At 70.8% G+C, this 24,424-nt stretch carries 16 protein-coding genes; 1 reads left to right on the top strand and 15 read right to left on the bottom strand.

Annotation, left to right across the window (positions count from 1 at the left end; genetic code table 11):
- Window positions 1-3: 3 nt before the first annotated feature.
- Window positions 4-660: a 50S ribosomal protein L3 gene (gene rplC, locus EWV39_RS00950; RefSeq protein ID WP_129656439.1), complete on the bottom strand. Its 657-nt coding sequence runs from the start codon at window positions 658-660 to the stop codon at window positions 4-6.
- 16 nt (window positions 661-676) lie between these two features.
- Window positions 677-985 carry a 30S ribosomal protein S10 gene (gene rpsJ / locus EWV39_RS00955; RefSeq protein ID WP_030015043.1) on the bottom strand — a complete coding sequence of 103 codons (309 nt, stop codon included), beginning with the start codon at window positions 983-985 and terminating at the stop codon, window positions 677-679.
- A gap of 500 nt (window positions 986-1,485) precedes the next feature.
- Here rpsJ and EWV39_RS14205 point away from each other — a divergent pair, with 500 nt between their 5' ends.
- Window positions 1,486-5,115, top strand: coding sequence for a hypothetical protein (locus EWV39_RS14205; protein WP_129656440.1), 3,630 nt, complete (start codon window positions 1,486-1,488; stop codon window positions 5,113-5,115).
- Between the two features lie 155 nt (window positions 5,116-5,270).
- On the opposite strand, the gene tuf is transcribed toward EWV39_RS14205, so the two are convergent.
- The 13 genes from tuf to rpoB form a co-directional block, all read right to left on the bottom strand.
- On the bottom strand, window positions 5,271-6,461 hold the full coding sequence (gene tuf, locus EWV39_RS00965) for an elongation factor Tu (RefSeq protein ID WP_129656441.1): 1,191 nt from the start codon (window positions 6,459-6,461) through the stop codon (window positions 5,271-5,273).
- Between the two features lie 184 nt (window positions 6,462-6,645).
- On the bottom strand, window positions 6,646-8,760 hold the full coding sequence (fusA, locus tag EWV39_RS00970; protein ID WP_129656442.1) for an elongation factor G: 2,115 nt from the start codon (window positions 8,758-8,760) through the stop codon (window positions 6,646-6,648).
- Window positions 8,761-8,826: 66 nt separating this feature from the next.
- Entirely contained in the window at window positions 8,827-9,297 is a 471-nt protein-coding gene (gene rpsG, locus EWV39_RS00975) for a 30S ribosomal protein S7 (protein ID WP_129656443.1), read from the bottom strand.
- The gene (gene rpsL, locus EWV39_RS00980) at window positions 9,297-9,671 is read right to left on the bottom strand and encodes a 30S ribosomal protein S12 (protein WP_129656444.1); all 375 of its coding nucleotides are present in this window, start codon (window positions 9,669-9,671) and stop codon (window positions 9,297-9,299) included. Before rpsL ends, rpsG begins: the two co-directional genes overlap by 1 nt.
- Window positions 9,672-10,050: 379 nt before the next feature.
- Window positions 10,051-10,833, bottom strand: a complete 783-nt coding sequence (locus EWV39_RS00985; RefSeq protein ID WP_129656445.1) for an IclR family transcriptional regulator domain-containing protein — start codon at window positions 10,831-10,833, stop codon at window positions 10,051-10,053.
- On the bottom strand, window positions 10,830-11,537 hold the full coding sequence (locus EWV39_RS00990; RefSeq protein ID WP_129656446.1) for a 3-oxoacid CoA-transferase subunit B: 708 nt from the start codon (window positions 11,535-11,537) through the stop codon (window positions 10,830-10,832). Before EWV39_RS00990 ends, EWV39_RS00985 begins: the two co-directional genes overlap by 4 nt.
- Complete coding sequence (locus tag EWV39_RS00995) at window positions 11,534-12,220, bottom strand: 3-oxoacid CoA-transferase subunit A (RefSeq protein WP_129656447.1); 687 nt, start codon at window positions 12,218-12,220, stop codon at window positions 11,534-11,536. The genes EWV39_RS00990 and EWV39_RS00995 overlap by 4 nt, the downstream gene beginning before the upstream one ends.
- 220 nt (window positions 12,221-12,440) lie before the next feature.
- Window positions 12,441-13,835: a bifunctional 3-oxoadipate enol-lactonase/4-carboxymuconolactone decarboxylase PcaDC gene (gene pcaDC / locus EWV39_RS14330; RefSeq protein WP_165313062.1), complete on the bottom strand. Its 1,395-nt coding sequence runs from the start codon at window positions 13,833-13,835 to the stop codon at window positions 12,441-12,443.
- Complete coding sequence (locus tag EWV39_RS01005) at window positions 13,832-15,106, bottom strand: lyase family protein (RefSeq protein WP_238148047.1); 1,275 nt, start codon at window positions 15,104-15,106, stop codon at window positions 13,832-13,834. The genes pcaDC and EWV39_RS01005 overlap by 4 nt, the downstream gene beginning before the upstream one ends.
- Before the next feature lie 14 nt (window positions 15,107-15,120).
- The gene (gene pcaG / locus EWV39_RS01010) at window positions 15,121-15,759 is read right to left on the bottom strand and encodes a protocatechuate 3,4-dioxygenase subunit alpha (RefSeq protein WP_129656450.1); all 639 of its coding nucleotides are present in this window, start codon (window positions 15,757-15,759) and stop codon (window positions 15,121-15,123) included.
- A complete protein-coding gene (gene pcaH, locus EWV39_RS01015; protein ID WP_129656451.1) occupies window positions 15,756-16,622 on the bottom strand; it encodes a protocatechuate 3,4-dioxygenase subunit beta in 867 nt (288 codons plus the stop codon). Before pcaH ends, pcaG begins: the two co-directional genes overlap by 4 nt.
- A 230-nt stretch (window positions 16,623-16,852) precedes the next feature.
- A complete protein-coding gene (locus tag EWV39_RS01020) occupies window positions 16,853-20,749 on the bottom strand; it encodes a DNA-directed RNA polymerase subunit beta' (protein WP_129656452.1) in 3,897 nt (1,298 codons plus the stop codon).
- A 53-nt stretch (window positions 20,750-20,802) separates the two neighbouring features.
- On the bottom strand, window positions 20,803-24,318 hold the full coding sequence (gene rpoB / locus EWV39_RS01025; RefSeq protein ID WP_129656453.1) for a DNA-directed RNA polymerase subunit beta: 3,516 nt from the start codon (window positions 24,316-24,318) through the stop codon (window positions 20,803-20,805).
- Window positions 24,319-24,424: the final 106 nt, after the last annotated feature.

Raw genomic sequence — 24,424 nt, forward strand, 5'->3', positions numbered from 1 at the left:
GAGTTAGGCTCCCTTCACAGCGGTGCGCACCAGAACCACGCCGCCCTTGGGGCCGGGGATGGCACCCTTGATGAGCAGGACGTTGTTCTCGGCATCCACACCCTGGATCGTGAGGTTCTGGGTGGTGTGACGGTTGTTGCCCATCCGGCCCGCCATGCGCATTCCCTTGAACACGCGGGCGGGGTAGGAGGCGCCGCCGATGGAACCGGGCTTGCGGTGGTTCTTGTGCTGGCCGTGCGAGGCGCCGACGCCCTTGAAGCCGTGGCGCTTCATCACACCGGCGAAGCCCTTGCCCTTGGTGTTGCCGATGACGTCGACGTGCTGGCCGGTCTCGAAGACCTCGACCGACAGCTCCTGTCCCGGGGCGTACTCGGAGGCGTCCGAGGTGCGGATCTCGACGAGGTGGCGACGCGGGGTGGTGCCGGCCTTCTCGAAGTGACCGGCCAGGGGCTTGGTCACCTTGCGGGGGTCGATCGCACCGAAACCGATCTGAACGGCGGAGTAGCCGTCGGTGTCCTGGTCGCGCAGCTGGGTGACGACGTTGGAATCGGCCTTGACGACGGTGACCGGCACGAACTTGCCGTTCTCGTCCCAGACCTGGGTCATACCGAGCTTGGTGCCCAGCAGGCCCTTCACCTGGCGCTCGAATTTGGTAGTCATGGGGATGCGATCCTCTTTAAAGCTTGATTTCGATGTTCACGTCTGCCGGCAGGTCCAGGCGCATGAGCGAGTCGACCGCCTTCGGCGTGGGATCGACGATGTCGATCAGGCGCTTGTGCGTCCGCATCTCGAAGTGCTCGCGGCTGTCCTTGTACTTGTGCGGCGAGCGGATCACGCAGTACACGTTCTTCTCGGTGGGCAGCGGCACGGGGCCGACCACCGTGGCGCCGGCGCGCGTCACCGTCTCAACAATCTTCCGAGCCGAGGAGTCGATGACCTCGTGGTCATACGACTTCAGCCGGATGCGGATTTTCTGTCCCGCCATCTGTCGGACTCTCTTTCTTCAAGTACTTCCCTGTGATGGGGCCGGCAGGCCCCTTGTATGGCGTCTTCAGGCAAGCTCCCAACGCACGTCCCCTTGCAGCGGATGCGTGGATGGGTTCCTGGCGCCGCCTCGCGCAAGCTGAATCCGGACTTCTTCCGGGTTCCTCAACTCACCGAGACACCGACCCCCGTACTCGGGCGTGTCGCCTAGATTCCAGGTACACGGCCTCGATCTGTCGGACCGGGTCGTATTTGGGCTTGTGCGGACCACCCCGGGGAGACCCCGATTTCGGGCATGTCGACGCCAACAAGCGCTTGAACAACGTCCTCCATCTTGCCAGAGCGGGCAGCGCCCCGCAACCTCTGCCCGCCGGCGTGTCCAGAGACACTGCGGAGGGCCGTCCAACCGCCCGGCGCGGGGTCCACCGACTAGATTTGTGCCAAGAGACCGGCACGGCGCGCCCCGGCCGGTCGCCCCGCCGACCCCGAGGTGAACCACTCATGGAAGCGCTCTTCGTCGTCATCGTCCTCGGGATCCTGCTGGGCGCGCCGCTGGCCCTCGGCCTGGCGATCGGCTTCGCCTGGGGCCGCCGGTCCGCGCGCCGGCGGGACGACTACGACGGCGGGACGAGGGCCCCCGCGCAGCACCCGCGGCCCGCTCCCCACGATGGCCCCCGCCCTTCCGTCCCGCCCTCCTCGCCGTACCCGGCCCCGGGGCCCGGCGCCGGGGCCCCTCCCGAGGGCGGCGGCGTCCGGCCCGTCCCCGGGAGCGGGCAGGGCTCCGGGGCGCGCCCGGCAGGCGCCTCGTCCGGCGTCGGGCAAGGCGCTGGCTCGGGCGCCCATCACCAAGGGACCGGACGGGGAGCCGGCACGGGTACGGACTTGGGCGCTCGCCACCAGGGGATCGGGCCGTACGCCCCGAGATACTCCCGTCCCGGCGCGGAAGCGGCCCAGCCCGGTGAGAGGCCGGGCCCCTCCGGCTCCGGCGTCCTGATCAACCTGGGGCTCTACGTCGCGAGCCTGCTCCTGATCACCGGAAGTGCCCTGCTCGTCACCTTCACGGCCCCCGCGGCGATCAAGGTGGCGGGGCTATGGCTGCTGAGCCTGCTGTACTACGGCGTCGGCCTCGTGCTGTTCCTCTCCGTCCGGAGGCTGCGGGCCGCGGGGATCTCCATGACGGGCACGGGCCTGGCGGTCCTGCCCTTCGCGGGGCTCGCGACCTGGACCCTGCTCCTGCCCGACGCCGGGTCCCTGATCTGGCTGCTGACCTCGCTGGTGGGGACCGCGGCCCTGTTCGCCGCCTGCGCGCTCATGAACAGCCGGGTCCTGGGCTGGCTGATGGTGGCCTTCCTGGTCTCCGTCTCCCTGTCCATGGTCTCCACCGTGGGGCTGGGCCTGGTGTGGTACTTCGTCGCCACCACTGCCCTCGCCACGGTGCTGACCCTGCTGGTCCGGCTGCTGCCCGAGCGGCTGCCCCGCAGCGTGCTCGCCTCGGTCGTGCAGACCCACCGGCTCATCGTCCCGGGCTCCGCGGCGGCCACGGTCTTCACCGCGCCGTGGGCCGAGGCCCGGCAGATCTGCATCGCCTTCGCGGTCTTCACGGCCTACGCGACGCTCTTCCACGTCCTCCACCGGACGAGGATCGAGCTGCTCCAGCTCCGCGCCTTCCCCGCCGTGGTGCTCTCCTCCGGCGTGCTGTGGCTCGCCGGGAGCTGGTACTGGGCGGGCTGGGGCGCCTGGGCCGGGCTGCTGGCGGCCACGGCCTCCTGCGGCTTCACCCGCGGCCTGCCGGGCGGCGGCCCCGCCGCGCCGCCGGGGGACGGCGACGCCGCCGCGCGGGGACACGACCGCACTGTCACGCCGGGGGACGGCCGCGCCGCCGGGCAGCGCAGCGGTGCCTCGGCATCGGGAGGCACGAGCGGCCTCGCGGGCCTCCGGCACTCGCTCGGGGCGCGCTCGGAGCTCGTGCAGGCCTGGCTCTTCGCCGCGCTGACCCTCCTCGCCCTGTGGTACATGGCCGTCGGGGAACGCGTGCGCGAGACCCCCGGGGGCCCCGACGTCGCCGGCTGGAGCGCCGAGCGCCTGCTCGCCGAGCCGGCCTGGGCTCCCCCGGTATGGCTGGCCGCGGTCCTCACGCTCGCCGCGGCCGCGTTCTGGGGCCGGCGGTTCCGGGTCCCCGCCCTGGCGCAGACCGTGGTGCTCGCCGTCTCCGCCGCCTCCCTGCTGAGCCTCCACGGCCTCGGACCGGTGTGGATCGCGGCGGCGCTCGTCCTCGTCGTCCTCCTGGCCCCGACGCCGGCTCCTGCTCCGGGAGGGGCGGCGGCCCGGACCGGCGGGGCGGCGGACGCAGAGGCAGCGGGCTCCGGGACGGCGGGCTCCGGGACCGCCCGCCGCTCTCGGGGGCTGCCGCCGCTCCTCTGGCTCCCCTCCGCCCTGGCCCTGGGCCTCGGGGCCCTGACGGCCGACGTCGCTCCCTCCCCCGCGGCCCGGCACGGGCTGCTGGTCGCCGTGGCGGCGCTCGCCTGCGTCGCGCTCGCGCAGGCTCTGATGCCGAGGGAGCGAGACCGTCCCGTCGCCCGCATCGCGGTCCCGGTCGCGGCCTCGGCGGTGCTCTGGCCCGCCGGGGCGACGGCCCTCGGTCTGCCGAGCGGGGCGGAGGGGCCGGCCGTGCTCGACGTCGTGCTCCTCTGGGTCCTGCTCGCCGCGCCGGTCCTCGTCGGCGCCGCGATCGTGCTCGACCTCGCGCGGTCCGGACGCGGCCGCGCCCTCCTGGACGGGCTCGCGGCCGCCTATCTGCTCTCGCCGCTGGTCACCGGCCTCCTGCTGAGCATCCCAGCCGGCAGCCGCATCCCCGGCGGAGCCGTGCCCGGGTGGGCGCCCGCCGCGGTGTACGCGGTCCTCCTGCTGACCGCCCTCGGAGCGCTCGCGGCCCGGCGCGGGCAGGCCGCCCCCTTCTGGATCCTCATCACCCGGATCGCCGTGCTCCCGCTGACCGCCGAGCTCGCCGTGCGACTGCTGGACAGCTGGATCGGGATCGCCTGGGCGATCGCGGTCGTCGTCCTCGCCCAGCACCTCGTGAGCTGGGTGACCCTGCGCGGCCCCGCCCCCGCCCGCCCGGACGCGGTGCTCGGCTGGGTCCTGCTGGCGGCGCAGACGCTGACCGCCCTGCTGCTCTGGCTCACGGTGCCCGGCGCCGCGGCCGCGTTCTCCGCCGGGGCCATGCTGCTGCTCGCGGCGGCGGCCGCCGGCGTCTACGAGCTCCGCAGGACGCTGCCGGGCTACGCCGCCCTCCCCCACCTCCTGGCGTTGGCCGGACTCGCGGCCGCCGACGGCGCGGGGCAGTCGCTCGCGCCGCGAGCCGAGGCGACGCCCGTGCTCGCCGGCCTCGGCATCCTCCTGGCGGCCCTGATCTCGCTCGGAGCCCGCATCCTCCGCGAGGCCGCCGGGCGCGGGGAGGGCCGCGCCGGGGCCGCGGGCGAGCTGGTGTGGCTGGGGCTGCTGGTCCTCGGCGGGCTCGTGCCGGACCGGACCGGCTGGGTCGCGTGCGCCGGCGTCGTCGTCGCGGCGGGGACGGTCCTCCTGCTGCTCCGGGAGACGGCGGGGCGCGCCGGCGGGGAGGGCACGACGCCGGTCGGGGCGCTCCCCCGCGCCGAGCTGCGGCGGCACGTGGTCGTGTGGACGGGGCTGATCGTCCTGCTGCGTCTGCTGGGGTACTTCTTCGACGGCCCGCAGCCGGTCCTGTGGCCGCTGCTGGTCGGCGTCGCGCTGGCGGGGCTCGCCCTGGCCGGTCGCGACGACGCGCCGGACCGGGCGCGAGCCTACCTCTGGTTCGCCTTCGCGGCCGAGGTCCTCGCGTGGCTGGTCTCCATGGCCTACCCCGGCACGGCCGGGCCGGCGGGGGCTCTGTGGGGACTGGCCGTGCCGGCCCTGCTGGTGGCGGCCCTCGCGCTGGGCATGGTCGCTGCGGTGCTGACCCGGAGCACCGCCCCCGGCTGGGCGTGGGCCACGCTGATCACGGCCGTGCTGCTGTGGTACGCCCGGAACCTGGGACCGCTGCTACTCATCATCCTGGCGCTGGCGATCACCGGCGTCGTCATCTGGTTCCTGCTGCGCACCGGCCGGCGGGACTGACCCGCGCCCCGGCCGTCCTCAGCGGGCCGGTCCCATCCGGCGCGACGGCTGCCCCCAGGCACGACGAAGGGCCCCGGCGCAATGCCGGGGCCCTTCATGCGGCGCGCTGGCGGATCACGGGGATCCGCCCGCGATCACGCGGAAGGTCTGGGACCTTACTTGGTGATCTTGGTGACGCGGCCCGAGCCGACGGTGCGGCCACCCTCGCGGATGGCGAAGCCGAGGCCCTCTTCCATCGCGATGGGCTGGATCAGCTCGACCGACATCTCGGTGTTGTCGCCGGGCATGACCATCTCGGTGCCCTCGGGGAGGGTGATGACGCCGGTGACGTCGGTGGTCCGGAAGTAGAACTGCGGACGGTAGTTCGAGTAGAACGGGTTGTGACGCCCACCCTCGTCCTTGGAGAGGATGTAGACGTTCGCCTCGAAGTTGGTGTGCGGGGTGATCGAACCCGGCTTCACGACAACCTGACCGCGCTCGACGTCGTCACGCTTGAGACCGCGCAGCAGCAGGCCGCAGTTCTCGCCGGCCCATGCCTCGTCGAGCTGCTTGTGGAACATCTCGATGCCGGTGACGGTGGTCTTCTGGACCGGGCGGATGCCGACGATCTCGACCTCGGAGTTCAGCGCCAGGGTGCCGCGCTCCGCACGACCGGTCACGACGGTGCCGCGGCCGGTGATGGTGAAGACGTCCTCGATCGGCATGAGGAAGGGCTTGTCCTTGTCACGCTCGGGGTCCGGGATGAACTCGTCCACGGCGTCCATGAGGTCCTCGACGGACTTGACCCACTGGGGGTCGCCCTCGAGGGCCTTCAGGGCGGAGACGCGCACGACGGGAGCGTTGTCGCCGTCGAACTCCTGGGAGGACAGCAGCTCGCGGACCTCCATCTCGACGAGGTCCAGCAGCTCCTCGTCCTCGACCATGTCGGACTTGTTCAGCGCGACCAGCAGCGAGGGGACGCCGACCTGGCGGGCCAGGAGGACGTGCTCACGGGTCTGGGCCATCGGGCCGTCGGTGGCGGCGACCACGAGGATCGCACCGTCCATCTGAGCCGCGCCGGTGATCATGTTCTTGACGTAGTCGGCGTGGCCGGGAGCGTCGACGTGCGCGTAGTGGCGCTTGTCGGTCTGGTACTCGATGTGCGCGATGTTGATGGTGATGCCGCGCTGGCGCTCCTCGGGAGCAGCGTCGATCATGCCGAAGTCGCGGGCCTCGTTGAGGTCCGGGAACTTGTCGTGGAGCACCTTGGAGATCGCAGCGGTCAGCGTGGTCTTACCGTGGTCGACGTGACCGATGGTGCCGATGTTGACGTGCGTCTTGGTGCGCTCGAACTTTGCCTTAGCCACTGAATGTTCCTCCTAGAACGTCTGATGAAAACGTGCGCTGGCCTGTGCGCAGTCCGCGGTTGAAGACGGATTCCTGGTACACATTAGCGGAAAACTCTTCCCGCATGAAAACCAGCGCGGTTTCCGGGCTTGGGTAGGTGGGGTGGCGCTGCGGCCCCGGGCGGGGCCGCAGCGTGAGGGGCTCTTACTCCCCGCGGTTCTTCTGGATGATCTCCTCGGCGACCGCCTTGGGGACCTCCGAGTAGCTGTCGAAGGTCATCGAGTACACCGCGCGGCCCTGCGTCTTGGAACGCAGGTCGCCGATGTAGCCGAACATCTCCGACAGCGGGACCAGGGCGGAGACCAGCTTGACGCCGGCCACGTCCTCCATGGCCTGGATCTGCCCGCGGCGGGAGTTCAGGTCGCCGACGACGTCGCCCATGTACTCCTCGGGGGTGCGGACCTCCACGGCCATGAGGGGCTCGAGCAGGACCGGGCTGGCCCGCTTCGCGCCCTCCTTGAAGACCATCGAGCCGGCGATCTTGAAGGCCATCTCGGAGGAGTCGACGTCGTGGTACGCGCCGTCCAGCAGGGTGGCCTTGACGCCCACGACCGGGTAGCCGGCGAGGATGCCGAGCTGCATGGCGTCCTGGATGCCGCGGTCGATCGAGGGGATGTACTCACGGGGCACGCGGCCGCCGGTGATCTTGTCCTCGAACTCGTAGAGCTCCTCGGCGTCCAGGGCGATCGGCTCGAAGGCCACCTGCACCTTGGCGAACTGACCGGAGCCGCCGGTCTGCTTCTTGTGGGTGTAGTCGACCTTGTCGACGGTCTTCTTGATCGTCTCGCGGTAGGCCACCTGGGGCTTGCCCACGTTGGCCTCGACGCGGAACTCGCGCTTCATGCGGTCCACCAGGATGTCCAGGTGGAGCTCGCCCATGCCGCCGATCTCGGTCTGGCCGGTCTCCTCGTTGAGGTTGACCGTGAAGGTCGGATCCTCGGCGGCGAGCTTCTGGATGGCCGTGGAGAGCTTCTCCTGGTCGCCCTTGGTCTTGGGCTCGATGGCCACGAAGATCACGGGCTTGGGGAAGGTCATCGACTCCAGCACGATCGGGTTGGCCGGATCGCACAGGGTGTCGCCCGTGGTGGTCTCCTTGAGGCCGATCGCGGCGTAGATGTGGCCCGCCTGGATCTCCTCGACCGGGTTCTCCTTGTTGGAGTGCATCTGGAACAGCTTGCCGATGCGCTCCTTGCGGCCCTTGGTCGCGTTGAGCGTCTGCTGCCCGGAGGTGGCGATGCCCGAGTACACGCGGATGTAGGTGAGCTGACCGTAGAACGGGTGCGCCGCGACCTTGAAGGCCAGGGCCGAGAACGGCTCGTCCTTGGCCGGCTTGCGGACCAGCTCGACCTCCTCGTCCTTGGGGTCGTGCCCGATCATCGGCGGCACGTTCAGCGGCGAGGGGAGGTAGTCGATCACGGCGTCGAGCATGGGCTGCACGCCGCGGTTCTTGAACGCGGAGCCGCACAGGACCGGGTAGGCCTCGTTGTTGACGGTCAGGGCGCGGATGCCGGCCTTGATCTCGTCCTTGGTGAGCTCCTCGCCCTCGAGGTACTTCTCCATGAGCTCCTCGGAGCTCTCGGCGACGGACTCGATGAGCTCGTTGCGGTACTGCTCGGCACGCTCCTTGAGGTCCTCGGGGATCTCTCGGGTCTCGTAGGAGGCGCCCAGGGAGACGTCGCCCTTGGAGTCGCCCTCCCAGACGTACGCCTTCTCCTCGATCAGGTCCACGACGCCGACGAAGTCGTTCTCGGAGCCGATGGGCAGCTGGATGACCAGCGGCTTGGCGCCGAGGCGCTTGACGATGGTGTCGACGGTGAAGTAGAAGTCCGCGCCCAGCTTGTCCATCTTGTTGACGAAGCAGACGCGGGGGACCTCGTACTTGTCGGCCTGGCGCCAGACGGTCTCCGACTGGGGCTCGACGCCCTCCTTGCCGTCGAAGACCGCGACGGCGCCGTCGAGCACGCGCAGCGCGCGCTCGACCTCGACCGTGAAGTCCACGTGGCCCGGGGTGTCGATGATGTTGATCTGGTTGTCTTTCCAGAAGCACGTGGTCGCCGCGGAGGTGATGGTGATGCCGCGTTCCTGCTCCTGCGCCATCCAGTCCATCGTGGAGGCACCCTCGTGGGTCTCACCGAGCTTGTGGTTGATGCCCGTGTAGTACAGGATGCGTTCGGTAGTGGTGGTCTTACCGGCATCGATGTGCGCCATGATGCCGATATTGCGGACCTTGTTGAGGTCGGTAAGCACGTCAAGTGCCACGATGTATCCCTTTCAGGTGGTTCAGGAGCGCCGGCCCGCCCGCTGGGCGGGCCGGCGGGGCTGAAATTACCAGCGGTAGTGGGCGAAGGCCTTGTTGGACTCGGCCATCTTGTGAGTGTCCTCGCGGCGCTTCACAGCGGCACCGAGACCGTTGGACGCATCCAGGATCTCGTTCATGAGACGCTCGGTCATGGTCTTCTCGCGGCGGAGCTTGGAGAAGCCGACCAGCCAGCGCAGTGCCAGGGCGGTGGCGCGGCCGGAGCGGACCTCGACCGGGACCTGGTAGGTCGCGCCGCCGACGCGGCGGGAGCGGACCTCGAGGGAGGGCTTGATGTTGTCCATGGCCTTCTTCAGGGTGGACACGGCGTCGCCCTCGGCCTTGCCTGCCACGCCCTCGAGGGCACCGTAGACGATGCGCTCGGCGGTGGACTTCTTGCCGTCCTGCAGGACCTTGTTGATCAGCTGCGTCACGAGCGGGGAGCCGTAGACCGGATCGACCACGAGCGGACGCTTGGGAGCGGGACCCTTACGAGGCATTACTTCTTCTCCTTCTTCGCGCCGTAGCGGGAGCGGGCCTGGCCGCGGTTCTTGACGCCCTGGGTGTCCAGCGCGCCGCGCACGATCTTGTAGCGCACGCCGGGGAGGTCCTTCACACGACCGCCGCGGACGAGCACGATCGAGTGCTCCTGCAGGTTGTGGCCCTCGCCGGGGATGTAGGCCGTGACCTCGACGCCGCCGTTGAGCTTGACGCGAGCGACCTTCCGCAGCGCGGAGTTCGGCTTCTTGGGGGTGGTGGTGTACACGCGGGTGCACACGCCGCGCTTCATGGGGCTGCCCTTGAGAGCGGGCGCCTTGGTCTTGGTGACCTTGGGAGTCCGGCCCTTGCGGACCAGCTGCTGAATTGTAGGCACTTTCGTGTTCTCCGTTGTATCGAGGGCCCGGCACTCGCGCGGGGCGCGTGTACGGGGGGCCGTTGATGATTGCCTCACGCGGGCGGGGCCCGCTGCTGAGCGCACTGATGACCGGTCCAGCGAGGCGCAAGTGGGCACAGCGAACTGATGGCATTTTGACGCAAGAGAGCGCGCCAGAGGACCGTATCCATACCTGCCATTGATTCGAAGCCCGACCCGCGTGGCGCGGACCGCGGCCTGTCCCACCGGAGAAACGGAGGGACGGAGCACGGCACGCTCGCACTGAGACTGAGTACTTCGCATTAAAGAATACCCGAGAGCCCCGGCTTTGGCTAACGGATGTGCCGCACGCGACCCTTCTCCCGCCGCCGGGGCCGTCTCAGCCCAGCACCCCGCCGGAGGCCCGGTAGGCGTGGCCGATCCGCAGCGCCGTCTCCCGCAGGCGCGGCACGACGCTGCGGGAGATCGACTCCACCCCCGCCGTCGTGGAGCCCACGCGCATGGAGACGTTGATCGCCGCGATGGTCCTCCCGGCGGCGTCGACCACGGGGGCCGCGACCGAGCGGAGGCCGATCTCGAGCTCCTGGTCCACCAGCGTCCACCCGCAGCGGCGCGCCTGCTCGATCTTCTCCGCGATCTGCGCGCGGTCGGTCAGGGTCCGGTCGGTGAGCGCCTCGGGCTCCTGCCGGGCCAGGTAGGCCTCGAGCTCGCCGGGAGCGAGCCCGGCCAGCAGGACCCTGCCCATGGAGGTCGCGTAGGCGGGGAAGGTCGTGCCGACGCTGATGGTCACCGCCATGATCCGGCGCGCCGGCACCCGGGCCACGTAGATGATGTCGTCCCCGGCCAGCACCGACATGGAGGAGGACTCCCCCACCCGGCCCGAGAGCTCCCGCAGGTGCGGGTAGGCGAGCTCGGGCAGGGAGAGGCCGGAGAGGTACGAGTAGCCGATGCTCAGCACGCTGGGGCTGAGCCGGAACCTGCTTCCGTCGGTCAGCACGTAGCCGAGCTCCACGAGCGTGTGCAGGAACCGCCGGGCAGTGGCCCTGGTCAGGTCGGTGCGCCGGGCGACGTCGGCCAGGGACATCTGCACGTGCTCGGCGTCGAAGGCCCGCAGCACCGCCAGGCCGCGGGCCAGCGACTGCACGTAGGCGTCCCCGCTCATCCCGGCGCGTCCCGGTCCGCGCCCAGGGGCCCGGCCAGCTCGACCTCGAGCAGCTCGGCGAGCTCCCCGGCGTCGATCCCGTGGGTCTGCCGGACGTGGGCGCGGCCCTCGGCGAGGTCGAAGACGGCCAGGTCCGTGTAGACCCGTGAGACGCAGCCGACGCCGGTCAGCGGGTAGCTGCACTCGGGCACCAGCTTCGGCGCCCCGTCCTTGGCGAGCAGGGACATCATCACGAAGGTCTGCTTGGCGCCGATGGCCAAGTCCATCGCGCCGCCCACGGCCGGGATGGCCCCGGGGGCCCCGGTGGACCAGTTGGCGAGGTCGCCCCCGGCCGCCACCTGGAAGGCGCCCAGCACGCAGATGTCCAGGTGCCCGCCCCGCATCATCGCGAAGGAGTCGGCGTGGTGGAAGTAGGAGGCGCCGGGCAGCTCCGTGACCGGGATCTTCCCGGCGTTGATCAGGTCCGGGTCGATCCGGTCCCCCGTCGCCTCGGGCCCCATGCCCAGCATGCCGTTCTCGGTGTGCAGGGTGACGCCGTCGGCTGGGTCGAGGTGGTCGGCGACCCGGGTCGGCTGCCCGATGCCGAGGTTGACGAAGGCCCCGCGGGGGATGTCCGCGGCGACGGCGCGGGCGATGCCCTCGCGGTCCAGCGGCTCGTCGGAGCGCCTCGGGACCGCGAGCCCGGCGGTGCTATGCTGCGTCATGCTCTCGCTCCTTCTGCCTCTGGGGCGGGGATCTCGACGACGGTGTCCACGTAGATCCCGGGCGTCACCACCGCCTCGGGGTCCAGCGCCCCGGTCTCGACGGTCCGGGCGACCTGCACCACGGAGTGCGCGGCGGCCGCGGCCATGATCGGCCCGAAGTTCCGGGCCGTCTTCCGGTAGGTCAGGTTCCCGACGCCGTCGCTCACCTGGGCCTTGGTCAGCGCCACGTCGGCGGCCAGCGGCATCTCCAGGACGTAGTCGCGCCCGCCGATCCGCCGGGTCTCCTTGCCCTCGGCCAGCGCCGTGCCGAAGCCGGTGGGGGTGAAGAACCCGCCGATCCCGGCCCCCGCGGCGCGGATCCGCTCGGCGAGGTTGCCCTGCGGGACCACCTCGAGCCGGATCCCGCCCGCCGCGTACTGCTCCTCGAAGTGCCAGGAGTCGCTCTGCCGGGGGAAGGAGCAGACGATCTTCTCCACCCGCCCGAGCTGGATCAGCCGGGCCAGGCCGACGTCGCCGTTGCCGGCGTTGTTGTTGACCACCGTGAGCCCGCCGGCGCCGTGCTCGATCAGCGCGTCGATCAGCTCCACCGGCTGCCCGGCGACGCCGAAGCCGCCGATCATGACGGTCGCGCCGTCCTCGATGCTGCGCACGGCCTCCAGGGCCGTCTCGACGAACCGGGTCATCGTCCCGCGCTCCCTCGGTCTCGGCGGGGGCGGGCGGCTCGGGTGACTGGCATGGGGGTCCTCTCGATCGGGTGGGCCTCGGCGGTGCGAGGCGCGCAGGGGCGGGCCGCGAGGGCGTGGGGTGCGCGCGGGATCGCCTTGATGGGGCGGGCCGCGGCGGGGCGGGCCTCGATGGGTCGAGGCGCGGGCGGGCGGGACGCGGTGGGGCGGGGCGCTGCGCTCACAGCTCCCCCTCCTCGCGGAGGATCTCGTCCGCCCGCGAGAAGGCGGTGTTGGCCGCCGGGACGCCGCAGTAGATCGCCGACTGCAGCAGAACCTCCCGGATCTCCCCGACCGAGAGCCCGTTCCGCAGCGCGGCCCGCACGTGCAGGTCGAACTCCTTCCAGTGGCCCAGGGCGATCATCGCGGTCAGCGTGATGGCGCTGCGCATGCGGCGGTCCAGGCCGGGCCTCGTCCAGATGCCTCCCCAGGCGTTGCGGGTGATGAAGTCCTGGAAGTCCTCGGTGAAGGGGTCGGTCGCGGCGACGGCCCGGTCCACGTGCTCGTCGGAGAGCACCTCGCGGCGCACCCGCATGCCCGCCGCGCGCTCCTCGGAGCGGCGGGGGTCCGCCGGCGCCGCTCGGCCGGGAGCGGGCGCGCCCGCTGCCCGGGAGGGGGCGCCCGCTGCCCGGGAGGGGGCGCCCGCGGCGTCGGCGGCCGGGCGGCGGCGGACCGTCTCGCCGGTGTCGGGATCGACCGTCACCCGCGGCGGCGTCGCCCCGGGATCCCTCCCGCTGCCGGGGGCCCGCCCCTGCGGCGGGTGCTCGGCGAAGAACCCGTGCAGGTCCCCGGCGATCCGCTCGGGCGCCTCGGCGGGGGCCAGGTGGGCGGCGTCGAGGTAGAGCAGCGACTCGGAGTCCCGGACGCCTGCCGCGACCTCGGCGAGGCGCTCCGGCGGCGTCGCCTCGTCGTACTCCCCCGCCACGGTGAGGACCGGCGTCGAGATCTCCCCCAGCTGCTCTCGGAGGTCGAAGTCGGCGAGGGCCCGGCAGATGCGGCCGTAGCTGTGCCGGTCCGCCGACTGCAGGGCGTGCAGCAGCTCGGTGGCCGTCTTGCTGTCCCTCTCCATGAACCCGGGCGTGAACCAGCGCTGGGCCGAGCCGGTGATCTGGGTGGGGGTCCCGGCGGCCTCCACGAGCTCCGCCCGCTCGATCCACGCCTCGGGGGCGCCGATGCGCGCACCCGAGCAGATCACGGCCAGCCCGGCGAGTTCCTCGCCCGCGAGCAGCGCGAGCTCGAGGCCCACGGCCCCGCCGACGGAGACGCCGGCGTAGTAGTACTGGGCCCCCGGGACCTCGCGTTCGTCCTGCAGACGCCGCGCCAGAGCGGCGACGGCGCCCGCGAGCTCGGCCACGGAGAAGGGCTCGGCGGCGGGGGCTCCCCGGCCGTGGCCGGGCAGCTCCCAGCCCACGACCTCGTAGTTCTCGCCCAGGTGCCCGGCGGCCGCGCTCCACAGCGCGGTCACCGAGGTCCCCAGCGAGGGGCCCACGATCAGCAGGGGCCGGTGCTCCTGATGGGCGCTCCCTCCGGCCCCTCGGCCGGAGAGGGAGACTGCCACGAGTCGGGGTTCTGTCATCGGTCCTTCGCCTCTCGGATGCTCTCTCGGGTGGTGGGTCTCTGCGGTGCCGCGTCCTCCGCCGCGTCCCGCCGCAGGGCGCTCCAGTCCCGGACCGCCTGCCCCGCGGTCCGGGCCGCCTGCCCCGACCCTGAGCCGGCCGGGCCGTGGGCCGCCAGGTTCTCCCGCATCGCCTCGCGGTGGACCTCCAGGCCCGCCGCCAGCTCGCGGGTCAGGCTCGCGGCGACGATGCCGTGCCGGGCGACGGCGCGCGCCGGCTCCCATTCCAGGTGCCAGGCGGTGTCCGAGCGCTCCTCGACGGCCAGGGCGCCGGCCTGGGCCGCGGCCCCCAGCGCGGCCCCCGCGCTGAGCCCCGAGCGGCGGATCAGCACGGAGAGCACCGGGTTCCGCTTGTGCGGCATGGCGGAGGAGCCTCCCCGCCCCTGGGCCGCGGGTTCGGAGAGCTCTGCGATCTCCGCGCGGGAGGACAGGGCGACGTCGCCCGCGATCCTCGCGCACGCCGCCGCGGTCTCCGCGAGGGGCTCCAGCATCCGCAGCAGCGGGCCCCGGCGGGTGTGCCAGACCCCCAGCGGCTCCCCCGCCAGGCACAGCTCGCGCCCCCACGCCGCGCCCAGGCGGCCCGCGAGCTCCGCCGCGCCGACGCCGGCAGGCCGCTCCCACTCCTCGAGCGCCGCGAGCGTCCCGGCCGCCCCGCCCAGCGAGTAGGGCGCCTGCTCCCGCGCCCGGCGAAGCAGGGGGACGACGCCGGTCAGCCCCGCGAGCCAGCTCCCCGCTCGGGCGCCGAAGGTCGTGGGCAGCGCCGGCTGGGTGAGCGTCCGGGCGAGCATCGGGGTCCCGATGTGCTCGGCGGCGAGGCGGGCCACGGCGTCGCCCGCGGCGAGCACCTCGTCCAGCGTCCGCTCCACGGCCCGGGCGAGCATGCCCATCAGCGCGGTGTCCATGACGTCCTGGCTGGTCAGACCGCGGTGGACGAGCGGCCTCCAGGCGGGGTCCCCGCCGGCCGCGGAGTCACCGGCGCGCTCGCGCATCGCGGCGACCAGGCCGATCACCGGGTTGCCGCCGCCCTCCGCCGCGGCGGCCAGGCCCGCGGCGTCGTACTCGCGGCCGGTGCCCAGGCGCTCGGCGAGGGCCCGGGCCGTGGAGCCCTCCAGCGCTCCCGCGGCGGCCTGGGCGCGCACCCACGCGGCCTCGGCCTCGACCAACCGGTCGAGGAAGGCGGCGGGGCCGACGACGTCGTGCGCCCGCTGCCCGCCCGGCACCAGGAAGTCCATGAACGGCACGCCGGCTACCTCCCGAACCCGTAGCTCGACTGGCCCGGATAGGTGAGGAACACCGTCTCGTCCTCGCCCTGCAGGCGCACGTCGAAGCGCAGGGCCCCGGAGGGCTCCCGCTCGGCGACCAGCGTCGAGCGCCGCTGCTCCGGCAGGCCGCTCAGGACGGGGTCCGCGGCCAGGGCCACCGCGTCCTCCGGCAGGTAGATCCGGGTGAAGAGGCGGTCCAGCAGACCGCGCGCGAACACCGTCAGCAGGAGGTAGGGGGCTCTGCCGGGCGCGGTCGCGCCGGGCTCCAGCGTGGTGAAGTCGTAGTGGCCCGCCCTATCGGCCGGCGCGCGGCCGAATCCGGTGAACGTGTAGCCGTCCCGGAGGAGGGAGCCCGGCTCCCGGGGGACCCGGCCGTGCTCGTCGGGCTGCCAGATCTCCAGGAGGCAGTCGGGGACGGGGTCGCCCGCGCCGTCGTACACGGTGCCGTGCAGGCGCACCGCGCGCGGATCGGCACGGTCCACGAGCCTCTCGCCGCCCTCGTACGGGAGGGCGTAGCCGTAGAACGGGCCGATGGTCTGGCCCGGGGTCGGGGTGAGGTCGGCCGGGGGATCCGCCACCGGACGGCCGCGGCTCACGGGGGTCTGCTGCGGCTCGCGGCTCATCGCTCGTCCTCCTCGGGCTCGGTCCAGGTGCGGTTACTGCCGCCGAGGACGATGTCCCAGCGGTATCCCAGCAGCCACTCGTGCTCGGAGACCTCGTGGTCGTACTCGGCGACCAACCGCCTGCGCGCCTGGTCGTCGACGATCGAGCGGTAGATGGGGTCCAGGGAGAACAGCGGGTCCCCGGGGAAGTACATCTGCGTGATCAGCCGCTGCGTGAAGTCGGTGCCGAACAGGGAGAAGTGGATGTGCGCCGGGCGCCAGGCGTTGCGGTGGTTCTTCCACGGGTACGGCCCCGGCTTGATGGTGGTGAACTCGTAGGAGCCGTCCTGACCCGTCAGGCAGCGGCCGACGCCGGTGAAGTTCGGGTCGATCGGCGCGGGGTGCTGATCCCGCTTGTGGATGTAGCGGCCGGCGGCGTTGGCCTGCCAGACCTCCACGAGCTGTCCGCGCACGGGGCGGCCCGCCGAGTCGAGGATGCGCCCGCGCACCTTGATGCGCTCGCCGATGGGCTCTCCCCCGCTCTGAATCGTCAGGTCCGACTCCAGGTCCCCGACGTCGCGGTGCCCGAAGGCCGGCGAGGAGAGCTCGATCAGCTCCGGGTCCACGTGGTGCGGGTCCTTGGTCGGATGGCGCAGCACCGAGCTGCGGTAGGGGGCGTAGTCCAGCCGGGGGCCGTGCTCCCGCTCGCCGGAGGCCTCGTAGCCGCGCTGGATGCGCTCCATCTCCTCGCTCAGCTGGGACTGGGAGTCGGCGGCCGCGTCGGAGGACGCCGCGGGGTCTGCCGGGAGCCCCGGCGGGGGCGTGGCGGGAACGGCATCGTGCTCCCGGTGCCTGTCCTCGAACGTCTCGGTGGTGGATGACATGCGAACTCCTTCCCTCGGAGCGCCCGGCGCCGCACTGCGCCGGGCCTCCCGGATCCGCCCCGCGGGAACGGCTCCTGTGATGTGGCCCATAACGACCCTACCGGGGAGGTGTTCGCTTGCTGAATCTGTGTGCGGCATGCGAACCGCGGGGGCGGAGGTGCTCGGCCGGCCCGGGGTCTGGGCGCCGCGGCCGCCGAAAGGAGCCGGGCACGCAGAACGCCGGCGGGCGTCTAGCTGTTGCTGCCGAAGTCGTAGTCATCCAGCGGGATGGCCTGGAACTCGGCGGCCACGGAGGCGTCGTTCTCGGCCGCGTAGCTGAAGTCGCCGAACCCGGTGGTGTTGGCGTACAGCTTCTCGCGTGCCTCGTCCGTCGGCTCGATCTCGAGGTTGTTGTACCGATCGAGACCGGTGCCGGCCGGGATGAGCTTGCCGATGATGACGTTCTCCTTGAGGCCCACCAGCGGATCCGACTTGCCCTCCATCGCGGCCTGCGTGAGGACGCGGGTGGTCTCCTGGAAGGAGGCCGCGGAGAGCCAGGAGTCGGTCGCCAGCGAGGCCTTGGTGATGCCCATCAGCTCCGGACGTCCGGCGGCCGGACGCTGCTGGCTGGTCACCGCCTTCTTGTTGGACTGCTGGAACAGCACGGTCTCCACCAGCTCGCCCGGGAGCAGCTCGGTGTCGCCGGACTCGATGACGGTGATCCGGCGCGTCATCTGACGCACGATGACCTCCACGTGCTTGTCGTGGATGCCCACGCCCTGGGAGCGGTACACGCCCTGGACCTCGTCCACGAGGTGCTTCTGCGCCTCGCGGGGGCCGCGGATGCGCAGCACCTCCTTGGGATCCACCGCGCCGGAGACCAGCTGCTGACCGACCTCGACCGTGTCGCCGTCGTCCACCAGCAGGCGGGAACGGCGCAGGACCTGGTAGGCCATCGGCTCGTCGTCCTTGTTGTCCGGGGTCACCACGACCTTGAGGGCCTTCTCGGTGTCCTCGATGCTGACCCGGCCGGCGATCTCCGAGATCGGCGCGACGCCCTTGGGCGTGCGGGCCTCGAAGAGCTCCTGGATGCGGGGCAGACCCTGGGTGATGTCCTCAGCCGAGGCCACGCCGCCGGTGTGGAAGGTCCGCATGGTCAGCTGCGTGCCGGGCTCGCCGATGGACTGCGCGGCGATGATGCCCACGGCCTCGCCGATGTCCACCAGGTTGCCGGAGGCCATCGAGCGGCCGTAGCACTTGGCGCAGACGCCGACGGCGGACTCGCAGGTCAGGACCGAGCGGACCCGGACCTGCTGGATCCCGCCCTCGTACATGCGGCGGATCACCGCGTCGGAGACGTCGGAGCCCGCCTCGGCCAGCACGTTGCCCTCGGCGTCCTTGACGTCGACGGCGAGCACGCGGCCGTGGATCGAGTTGTCCACGTCCTCCTGCAGCGAGATCGTGCCGGTGTCCGGATCGATGTCCACCAGGTCGAGGTTCAGGCCGCGGCGGGTGCCGCAGTCGAGCTCGCGCACGATGACGTCCTGCGAGACGTCCACCAAACGACGGGTCAGGTAGCCCGAGTTGGCGGTACGCAGCGCGGTGTCCGCGAGGCCCTTGCGGGCGCCGTGGGTCGCGATGAAGTACTCCAGCACGGACAGGCCCTCGCGGTAGGAGGACTTGATCGGGCGGGGCATGATCTCGCCGCGGGTGTTGGCCACCAGGCCGCGGATGCCCGCGATCTGGCGGACCTGCATCCAGTTGCCTCGCGCACCGGAGGACACCATGCGGTTGATGGTGTTCAGATCCGTGAGGTTCTCGCGCATCGCCTCGGCCACCTCGTCGGTCGCCTTGGTCCAGATGTCGATCAGCTCGGAGCGGCGCTCGTCGTCGTCGATCAGGCCCAGCTCGTACTGGCCCTGGATCTCCGACGCCTGCTTCTCGTAGCCCTCCATGATGGCCGGCTTCTGCGGCGGCGTCGCGATGTCGGTGACCGCGACGGTCACGCCCGAGCGCGAGGCCCAGTAGAAGCCGGTGTCCTTGAGGTTGTCCAGCGTGCGGGCGACCTCGACCATCGGGTAGTTCTCCGCGAGGTCGTTGACCAGCGCGCCCAGGCCCTTCTTGTCCGCGACCCCGCCGTACCACGGGTAGTCGGCGGGCAGGGTCTGGTTGAACAGGACCTGGCCGAGCGTGCAGTCCACGAGCACCGGCTGGCCGGCCTCCCAGCCCTCGGGGGCCTCCCAGCCCGCGTAGGGCGTGAAGTCCTCGAGGATGATCCTGATCCTCGCGTTGAGGTGGATCTCGTGGCGGTCCAGGGCCATCAGGGCCTCGGCCAGCGAGGAGAACGCCCGCCCCTCGCCCTCGGCGCCCTCGCGCACGGTGGTGAGGTGGTACAGGCCGATGATCATGTCCTGGGACGGGACCGCCACGGGGCGGCCGTCCGAGGGCTTGAGGATGTTGTTCGAGGACAGCATCAGCACGCGCGCCTCGGCCTGGGCCTCGGGGCTCAGGGGCAGGTGCACGGCCATCTGGTCGCCGTCGAAGTCGGCGTTGAAGGCCGAGCAGACGAGCGGGTGCAGCTGGATGGCCTTGCCCTCCACCAGCTGCGGCTCGAAGGCCTGGATGCCCAGGCGGTGCAGGGTGGGGGCGCGGTTGAGCAGCACGGGGTGCTCCGTGATGATCTCCTCCAGCACGTCCCAGACCTGGGGGCGGAACCGCTCGACCATGCGCTTGGCCGACTTGATGTTCTGCGCGTGGTTGAGGTCGACCAGGCGCTTCATCACGAAGGGCTTGAACAGCTCCAGGGCCATCTGCTTGGGCAGACCGCACTGGTGCATCTTCAGCTGGGGCCCGACGACGATCACGGAACGGCCCGAGTAGTCGACGCGCTTGCCCAGCAGGTTCTGACGGAAGCGACCCTGCTTGCCCTTGAGCATGTCGGACAGCGACTTCAGCGGGCGGTTGCCCGGCCCGGTGACCGGGCGGCCGCGGCGGCCGTTGTCGAACAGCGAGTCCACGGCCTCCTGGAGCATCCGCTTCTCGTTGTTCACGATGATCTCGGGCGCGCCGAGGTCCAGCAGCCGCTTGAGGCGGTTGTTGCGGTTGATCACGCGGCGGTACAGGTCGTTCAGGTCCGAGGTCGCGAAGCGGCCGCCGTCGAGCTGGACCATCGGGCGCAGCTCCGGCGGGATCACCGGGACGGCGTCGAGGACCATGCCCAGCGGCGAGTTGTCCGTGGTCAGGAACGCGTTGATGACCTTCAGGCGCTTCAGGGCGCGGGTCTTGCGCTGGCCCTTGCCGGTCTGGAGGACCTCCTTCAGCGACTCGGCCTCGGCGGCCATGTCGAAGTTCTCCAGGCGCTTCTTGATGGACTCCGCGCCCATCGAGCCCTCGAAGTACATGCCGAAGCGGTCGACCATGGAGCGGTAGAGCGCCTCGTCGCCCTCGAGGTCGGAGACCTTGAGGTTCTTGAAGCGGTCGAAGACCTGGTCCAGGTGGGCGATCTCGGCGTCCACGCGCTTGCGCACCTGGGCCATCTGGCGCTCGGCGGAGTCGCGCAGCTTGCGCTTCTCGGCCGCCTTGCCGCCCTCGGCCTCGATGCGTGCCAGCTCCTGCTCGGTCTCCCGGGCGATCGCGGCGATGTCGGCGTCGCGCTCGGACTCCAGGGACCGCTTGTCCTTGTCGTGGGCGGCCTGCAGGTTCGGCAGGTCGTCGTGGCGCGCCTCCTCGTCCACCCACGTGATCATGTAGGCGGCGAAGTAGATGATCTTCTCGAGGTCCTTCGGCGCCAGGTCCAGCAGGTAGCCGAGGCGGGAGGGGACGCCCTTGAAGTACCAGATGTGCGTCACGGGGGCGGCCAGCTCGATGTGGCCCATCCGCTCGCGGCGCACCTTGGCGCGGGTCACCTCGACGCCGCAGCGCTCGCAGATGATGCCCTTGAAGCGGACGCGCTTGTACTTGCCGCAGTAGCACTCCCAGTCGCGAGTGGGTCCGAAGATCCGCTCGTCGAAGAGGCCTTCCTTCTCCGGCTTGAGGGTGCGGTAGTTGATGGTCTCAGGCTTCTTGACCTCGCCGTAGGACCAGTTACGGATGTCTTCAGCGGTGGCCAGGCCGATCCGCATCAATCCAAGTGAAGATTCGTTGGACATGGGGTCCTTTTCTCTTGAAAAAACGTGTGAAGGATCTTGGGTGGACGAGCGGGTCAGACTTCCTCGACCGAGCTGGGCTCGGCGTGGGAGAGGTCGATCCCCAGTTCGTCGGCAGCCCGGAATCCTTCTTCATCCGAGTCGCGCATCTCGATCGCGTGCCCGTCGCTCGAGAGGACCTCGACGTTCAGGCACAGCGACTGCATCTCCTTGATGAGCACCTTGAAGGACTCGGGGACACCCGGCTCGGGGATGTTGTCGCCCTTCACGATGGCCTCGTAGACCTTCACGCGCCCGTGGACGTCGTCGGACTTGATGGTCAGGATCTCCTGCAGGGTGTAGGCGGCGCCGTACGCCTCCAGGGCCCACACCTCCATCTCGCCGAAGCGCTGACCGCCGAACTGCGCCTTGCCGCCCAGCGGCTGCTGGGTGATCATCGAGTACGGGCCGGTCGAGCGGGCGTGGATCTTGTCGTCCACCAGGTGGTGCAGCTTCAGGATGTACTGGTAGCCCACCGAGATCGGCTCGGGGAACGGCTCGCCGGAGCGGCCGTCGAACAGCAGGGCCTTGCCGGTGCTGTCGATCAGGCGCTCGCCGTCGCGGTTCAGGCTCGTGTGGTCCAGGAGGTCGAAGATCTCCTGCTCCTCGGCGCCGTCGAACACGGGGGTGGCGACCTTGGTGGGGCCGGACTCCTTGGGGAAGTTCGAGAGCTTGCCGAGCCACTCGGGCTCGCCCTCGATCTTCCAGCCCTGCTTGGCCAGCCAGCCGGTGTGGACCTCGAGCACCTGCCCGATGTTCATGCGGCCGGGCACGCCCAGCGGGTTGAGGATGACGTCCACCGGGGTGCCGTCGGCCATGAAGGGCATGTCCTCGACCGGGAGGATCTTGGAGATAACGCCCTTGTTGCCGTGGCGGCCGGCGAGCTTGTCGCCGTCGGTGATCTTGCGCTTCTGGGCCACGTAGACGCGGACCAGCTGGTTGACGCCGGGGGGCATGTCCTCGTCGTCCTCCTCGCGGTCGAAGACACGGACGCCGATGACGGTGCCGGACTCGCCGTGGGGGACCTTCAGGGAGGTGTCGCGGACCTCGCGGGACTTCTCGCCGAAGATCGCGCGCAGCAGGCGCTCCTCCGGGGTCAGCTCGGTCTCGCCCTTCGGGGTGACCTTGCCGACCAGGATGTCGCCCGCCTCGACCTCGGCGCCGATGTGGATGATGCCGCGCTCGTCGAGGGCCGAGAGGACCTCCTCGGAGACGTTCGGGATGTCCCGGGTGATCTCCTCGGCGCCCAGCTTGGTGTCGCGGGCGTCGATCTCGTGCTCCTCGATGTGGATCGAGGTCAGCACGTCGTCGGAGACCATCCGCTGCGAGAGGATGATCGCGTCCTCGTAGTTCAGACCCTCCCAGGACATGTACGCCACCAGGAGGTTCTTGCCCAGCGCCAGCTCGCCCTCGTCGGTGGAGGGGCCGTCGGCCAGCAGGGAGCGGTCCTCGACGCGCTGTCCCTCGGAGACCACGACGCGGTGGTTGTAGCAGTTGCCCGGGTTGGAGCGCTGGAACTTCGCGATCGGGTACGAGGTGGTGGTGCCGTCGTCGTTGGCCACCACGACCAGGTCCGCCGAGACCTCGGTGACCACGCCGGCCTTGCGGGCCAGGACGGAGTCGCCGGAGTCCAGGGCGGCGTAGCCCTCCATGCCGGTGCCCACCACGGGGGACTCGGACTGGAGCAGCGGGACCGCCTGACGCTGCATGTTGGCGCCCATGAGCGCGCGGTTGGCGTCGTCGTGCTCGAGGTACGGGATCAGCGAGGTCGCCACCGACACCATCTGGCGCGGGGAGACGTCCATGTACTGGACGTCCTCGGCGGCCTTGACCTCGGCCTCGCCGGAGCCGTCGGAGGCGCGGCAGAGCACGCCCTCCTCTGCGAAGCGCTGGTCATCGGTCAGCGGCGCGTTGGCCTGCGCGATGATCGAGCCCTTCTCGTCGTCGGCGGTCAGGTACACGACCTTGTCGGTGACCTTGCCGCCCTCGACCACCCGGTAGGGGGTCTCGATGAAGCCGAAGGGGTTGATGCGGCCGAAGGTCGCGAGCGAGCCGATCAGACCGATGTTGGGGCCCTCAGGGGACTCGATCGGGCACATCCGGCCGTAGTGGGACGGGTGCACGTCGCGGACCTCCATGCCCGCGCGGTCGCGGGAGAGGCCGCCGGGGCCCAGCGCGGACAGGCGGCGCTTGTGCGTCAGCCCGGCCAGCGGGTTGTTCTGGTCCATGAACTGCGAGAGCTGCGAGGTCCCGAAGAACTCCTTGATCGACGCCACGACCGGGCGGATGTTGATCAGGGTCTGCGGGGTGATGGCCTCGACGTCCTGGGTGGTCATGCGCTCGCGCACGACGCGCTCCATGCGGGACAGGCCGGTGCGGATCTGGTTCTCGATCAGCTCGCCGACCGCGCGGATGCGGCGGTTGCCGAAGTGGTCGATGTCATCGGTGTCGACGCGGATGTCCACCTCCTCGCCGTCGCGGGCGCCCTTGATGGACTCGCCGCCGGCGTGCAGGGTCACCAGGTAGCGGATCATCGCGACGATGTCCTCCTGGGTCAGCACGGAGGAGTCGTTGTCGCCGAGCGGCTTGTCGATGCCCAGCTTGCGGTTGATCTTGTACCGGCCGACCTTGGCCAGGTCGTAGCGCTTCGGCGTGAAGTACATGTTGTCGAGCAGCGCCTGGGCGGCGTCGACCGTCGGCGGCTCGCCCGGGCGCAGCTTCTTGTAGATGTCGATCAGGGCGTCGTCGCGGGTCTCGACGGCGTCCTTCTCCAGCGTCGCGCGGATCGAGTCGAACTCGCCGAACTCCTCGAGGATCTTGGCCTCGGTCCAGCCGAGCGCCTTGAGCAGCACGGTCACCGACTGCTTGCGCTTGCGGTCCAGGCGCACGCCGACCTGGTCGCGCTTGTCGATCTCGAGCTCGAACCAGGCACCACGGGAAGGGATGATGCGGGCCGAGTAGATGTCCTTGTCCGAGGTGCGATCCGCCGACTTCTCGAAGTAGGCGCCCGGGGAGCGGACCAGCTGGGAGACGACGACGCGCTCGGAGCCGTTGATCACGAAGGTGCCGGACTCGGTCATCAGCGGGAAGTCGCCCATGAACACGGTCTGCTGCTTGATCTCGCCGGTCTCGTTGTTCATGAACTCGGCCTTGACGTACAGCGGGGCGGAGTAGGTCGCGTCGCGATCCTTGCACTCCTCCATGGTGTACTTCGGGTCCGCGAACTCGGGCTCGGAGAAGGACAGGGACATGGTGCCCTGGAAGTCCTCGATGGGAGAGATCTCCTCGAAGATCTCGGCCAGGCCCGCGACGGGGGAGACGGAGGTGTCCCCCGTCTTCGCGGCTTCCTCCACACGCTGGGCCCAGCGCTCGTTGCCGATCAGCCGGTCGAAGCTGTCGGTCTGCAGCGCGAGCAGGTTCGGCACGCTGAGGGGCTCGTGAATCTTTGCGAATGAGATGCGGGACGCGGAACCCTCGGGGAGGTTTCCGGCCGCGCTAGCGGCGTCGTAATTTGAGGTGCTCGAGGCGACCAAGATATGGATCCTTCCACGTAACGTGTGTGTACACGGGCTCGCCCGGATCCGATCTCACTCACGTCGCGCGGCCGACCTCTTGCAGCACGCGGAAAGGGGCCCGGGG

It is taken from the genome of Rothia halotolerans, from assembly GCF_004136635.1.
Lineage (GTDB): Bacteria > Actinomycetota > Actinomycetes > Actinomycetales > Micrococcaceae > Rothia > Rothia halotolerans.

Bases quoted from the DNA above. Each gene is read 5' to 3' on its own strand.
- rplC (WP_129656439.1), bottom strand. From the start codon at position 660: ATGACTACCAAATTCGAGCGCCAGGTGAAGGGCCTGCTGGGCACCAAG.
- EWV39_RS00990 (WP_129656446.1), bottom strand. From the start codon at position 11,537: ATGACGCAGCATAGCACCGCCGGGCTCGCGGTCCCGAGGCGCTCCGAC.
- pcaDC (WP_165313062.1), bottom strand. From the start codon at position 13,835: ATGACAGAACCCCGACTCGTGGCAGTCTCCCTCTCCGGCCGAGGGGCC.
- pcaH (WP_129656451.1), bottom strand. From the start codon at position 16,622: ATGTCATCCACCACCGAGACGTTCGAGGACAGGCACCGGGAGCACGAT.
- EWV39_RS00995 (WP_129656447.1), bottom strand. From the start codon at position 12,220: ATGACCCGGTTCGTCGAGACGGCCCTGGAGGCCGTGCGCAGCATCGAG.
- rpsG (WP_129656443.1), bottom strand. From the start codon at position 9,297: ATGCCTCGTAAGGGTCCCGCTCCCAAGCGTCCGCTCGTGGTCGATCCG.
- pcaG (WP_129656450.1), bottom strand. From the start codon at position 15,759: ATGAGCCGCGAGCCGCAGCAGACCCCCGTGAGCCGCGGCCGTCCGGTG.
- EWV39_RS01020 (WP_129656452.1), bottom strand. From the start codon at position 20,749: ATGTCCAACGAATCTTCACTTGGATTGATGCGGATCGGCCTGGCCACC.
- rpsJ (WP_030015043.1), bottom strand. From the start codon at position 985: ATGGCGGGACAGAAAATCCGCATCCGGCTGAAGTCGTATGACCACGAG.
- EWV39_RS00985 (WP_129656445.1), bottom strand. From the start codon at position 10,833: ATGAGCGGGGACGCCTACGTGCAGTCGCTGGCCCGCGGCCTGGCGGTG.
- EWV39_RS01005 (WP_238148047.1), bottom strand. From the start codon at position 15,106: ATGGACTTCCTGGTGCCGGGCGGGCAGCGGGCGCACGACGTCGTCGGC.
- EWV39_RS14205 (WP_129656440.1), top strand. From the start codon at position 1,486: ATGGAAGCGCTCTTCGTCGTCATCGTCCTCGGGATCCTGCTGGGCGCG.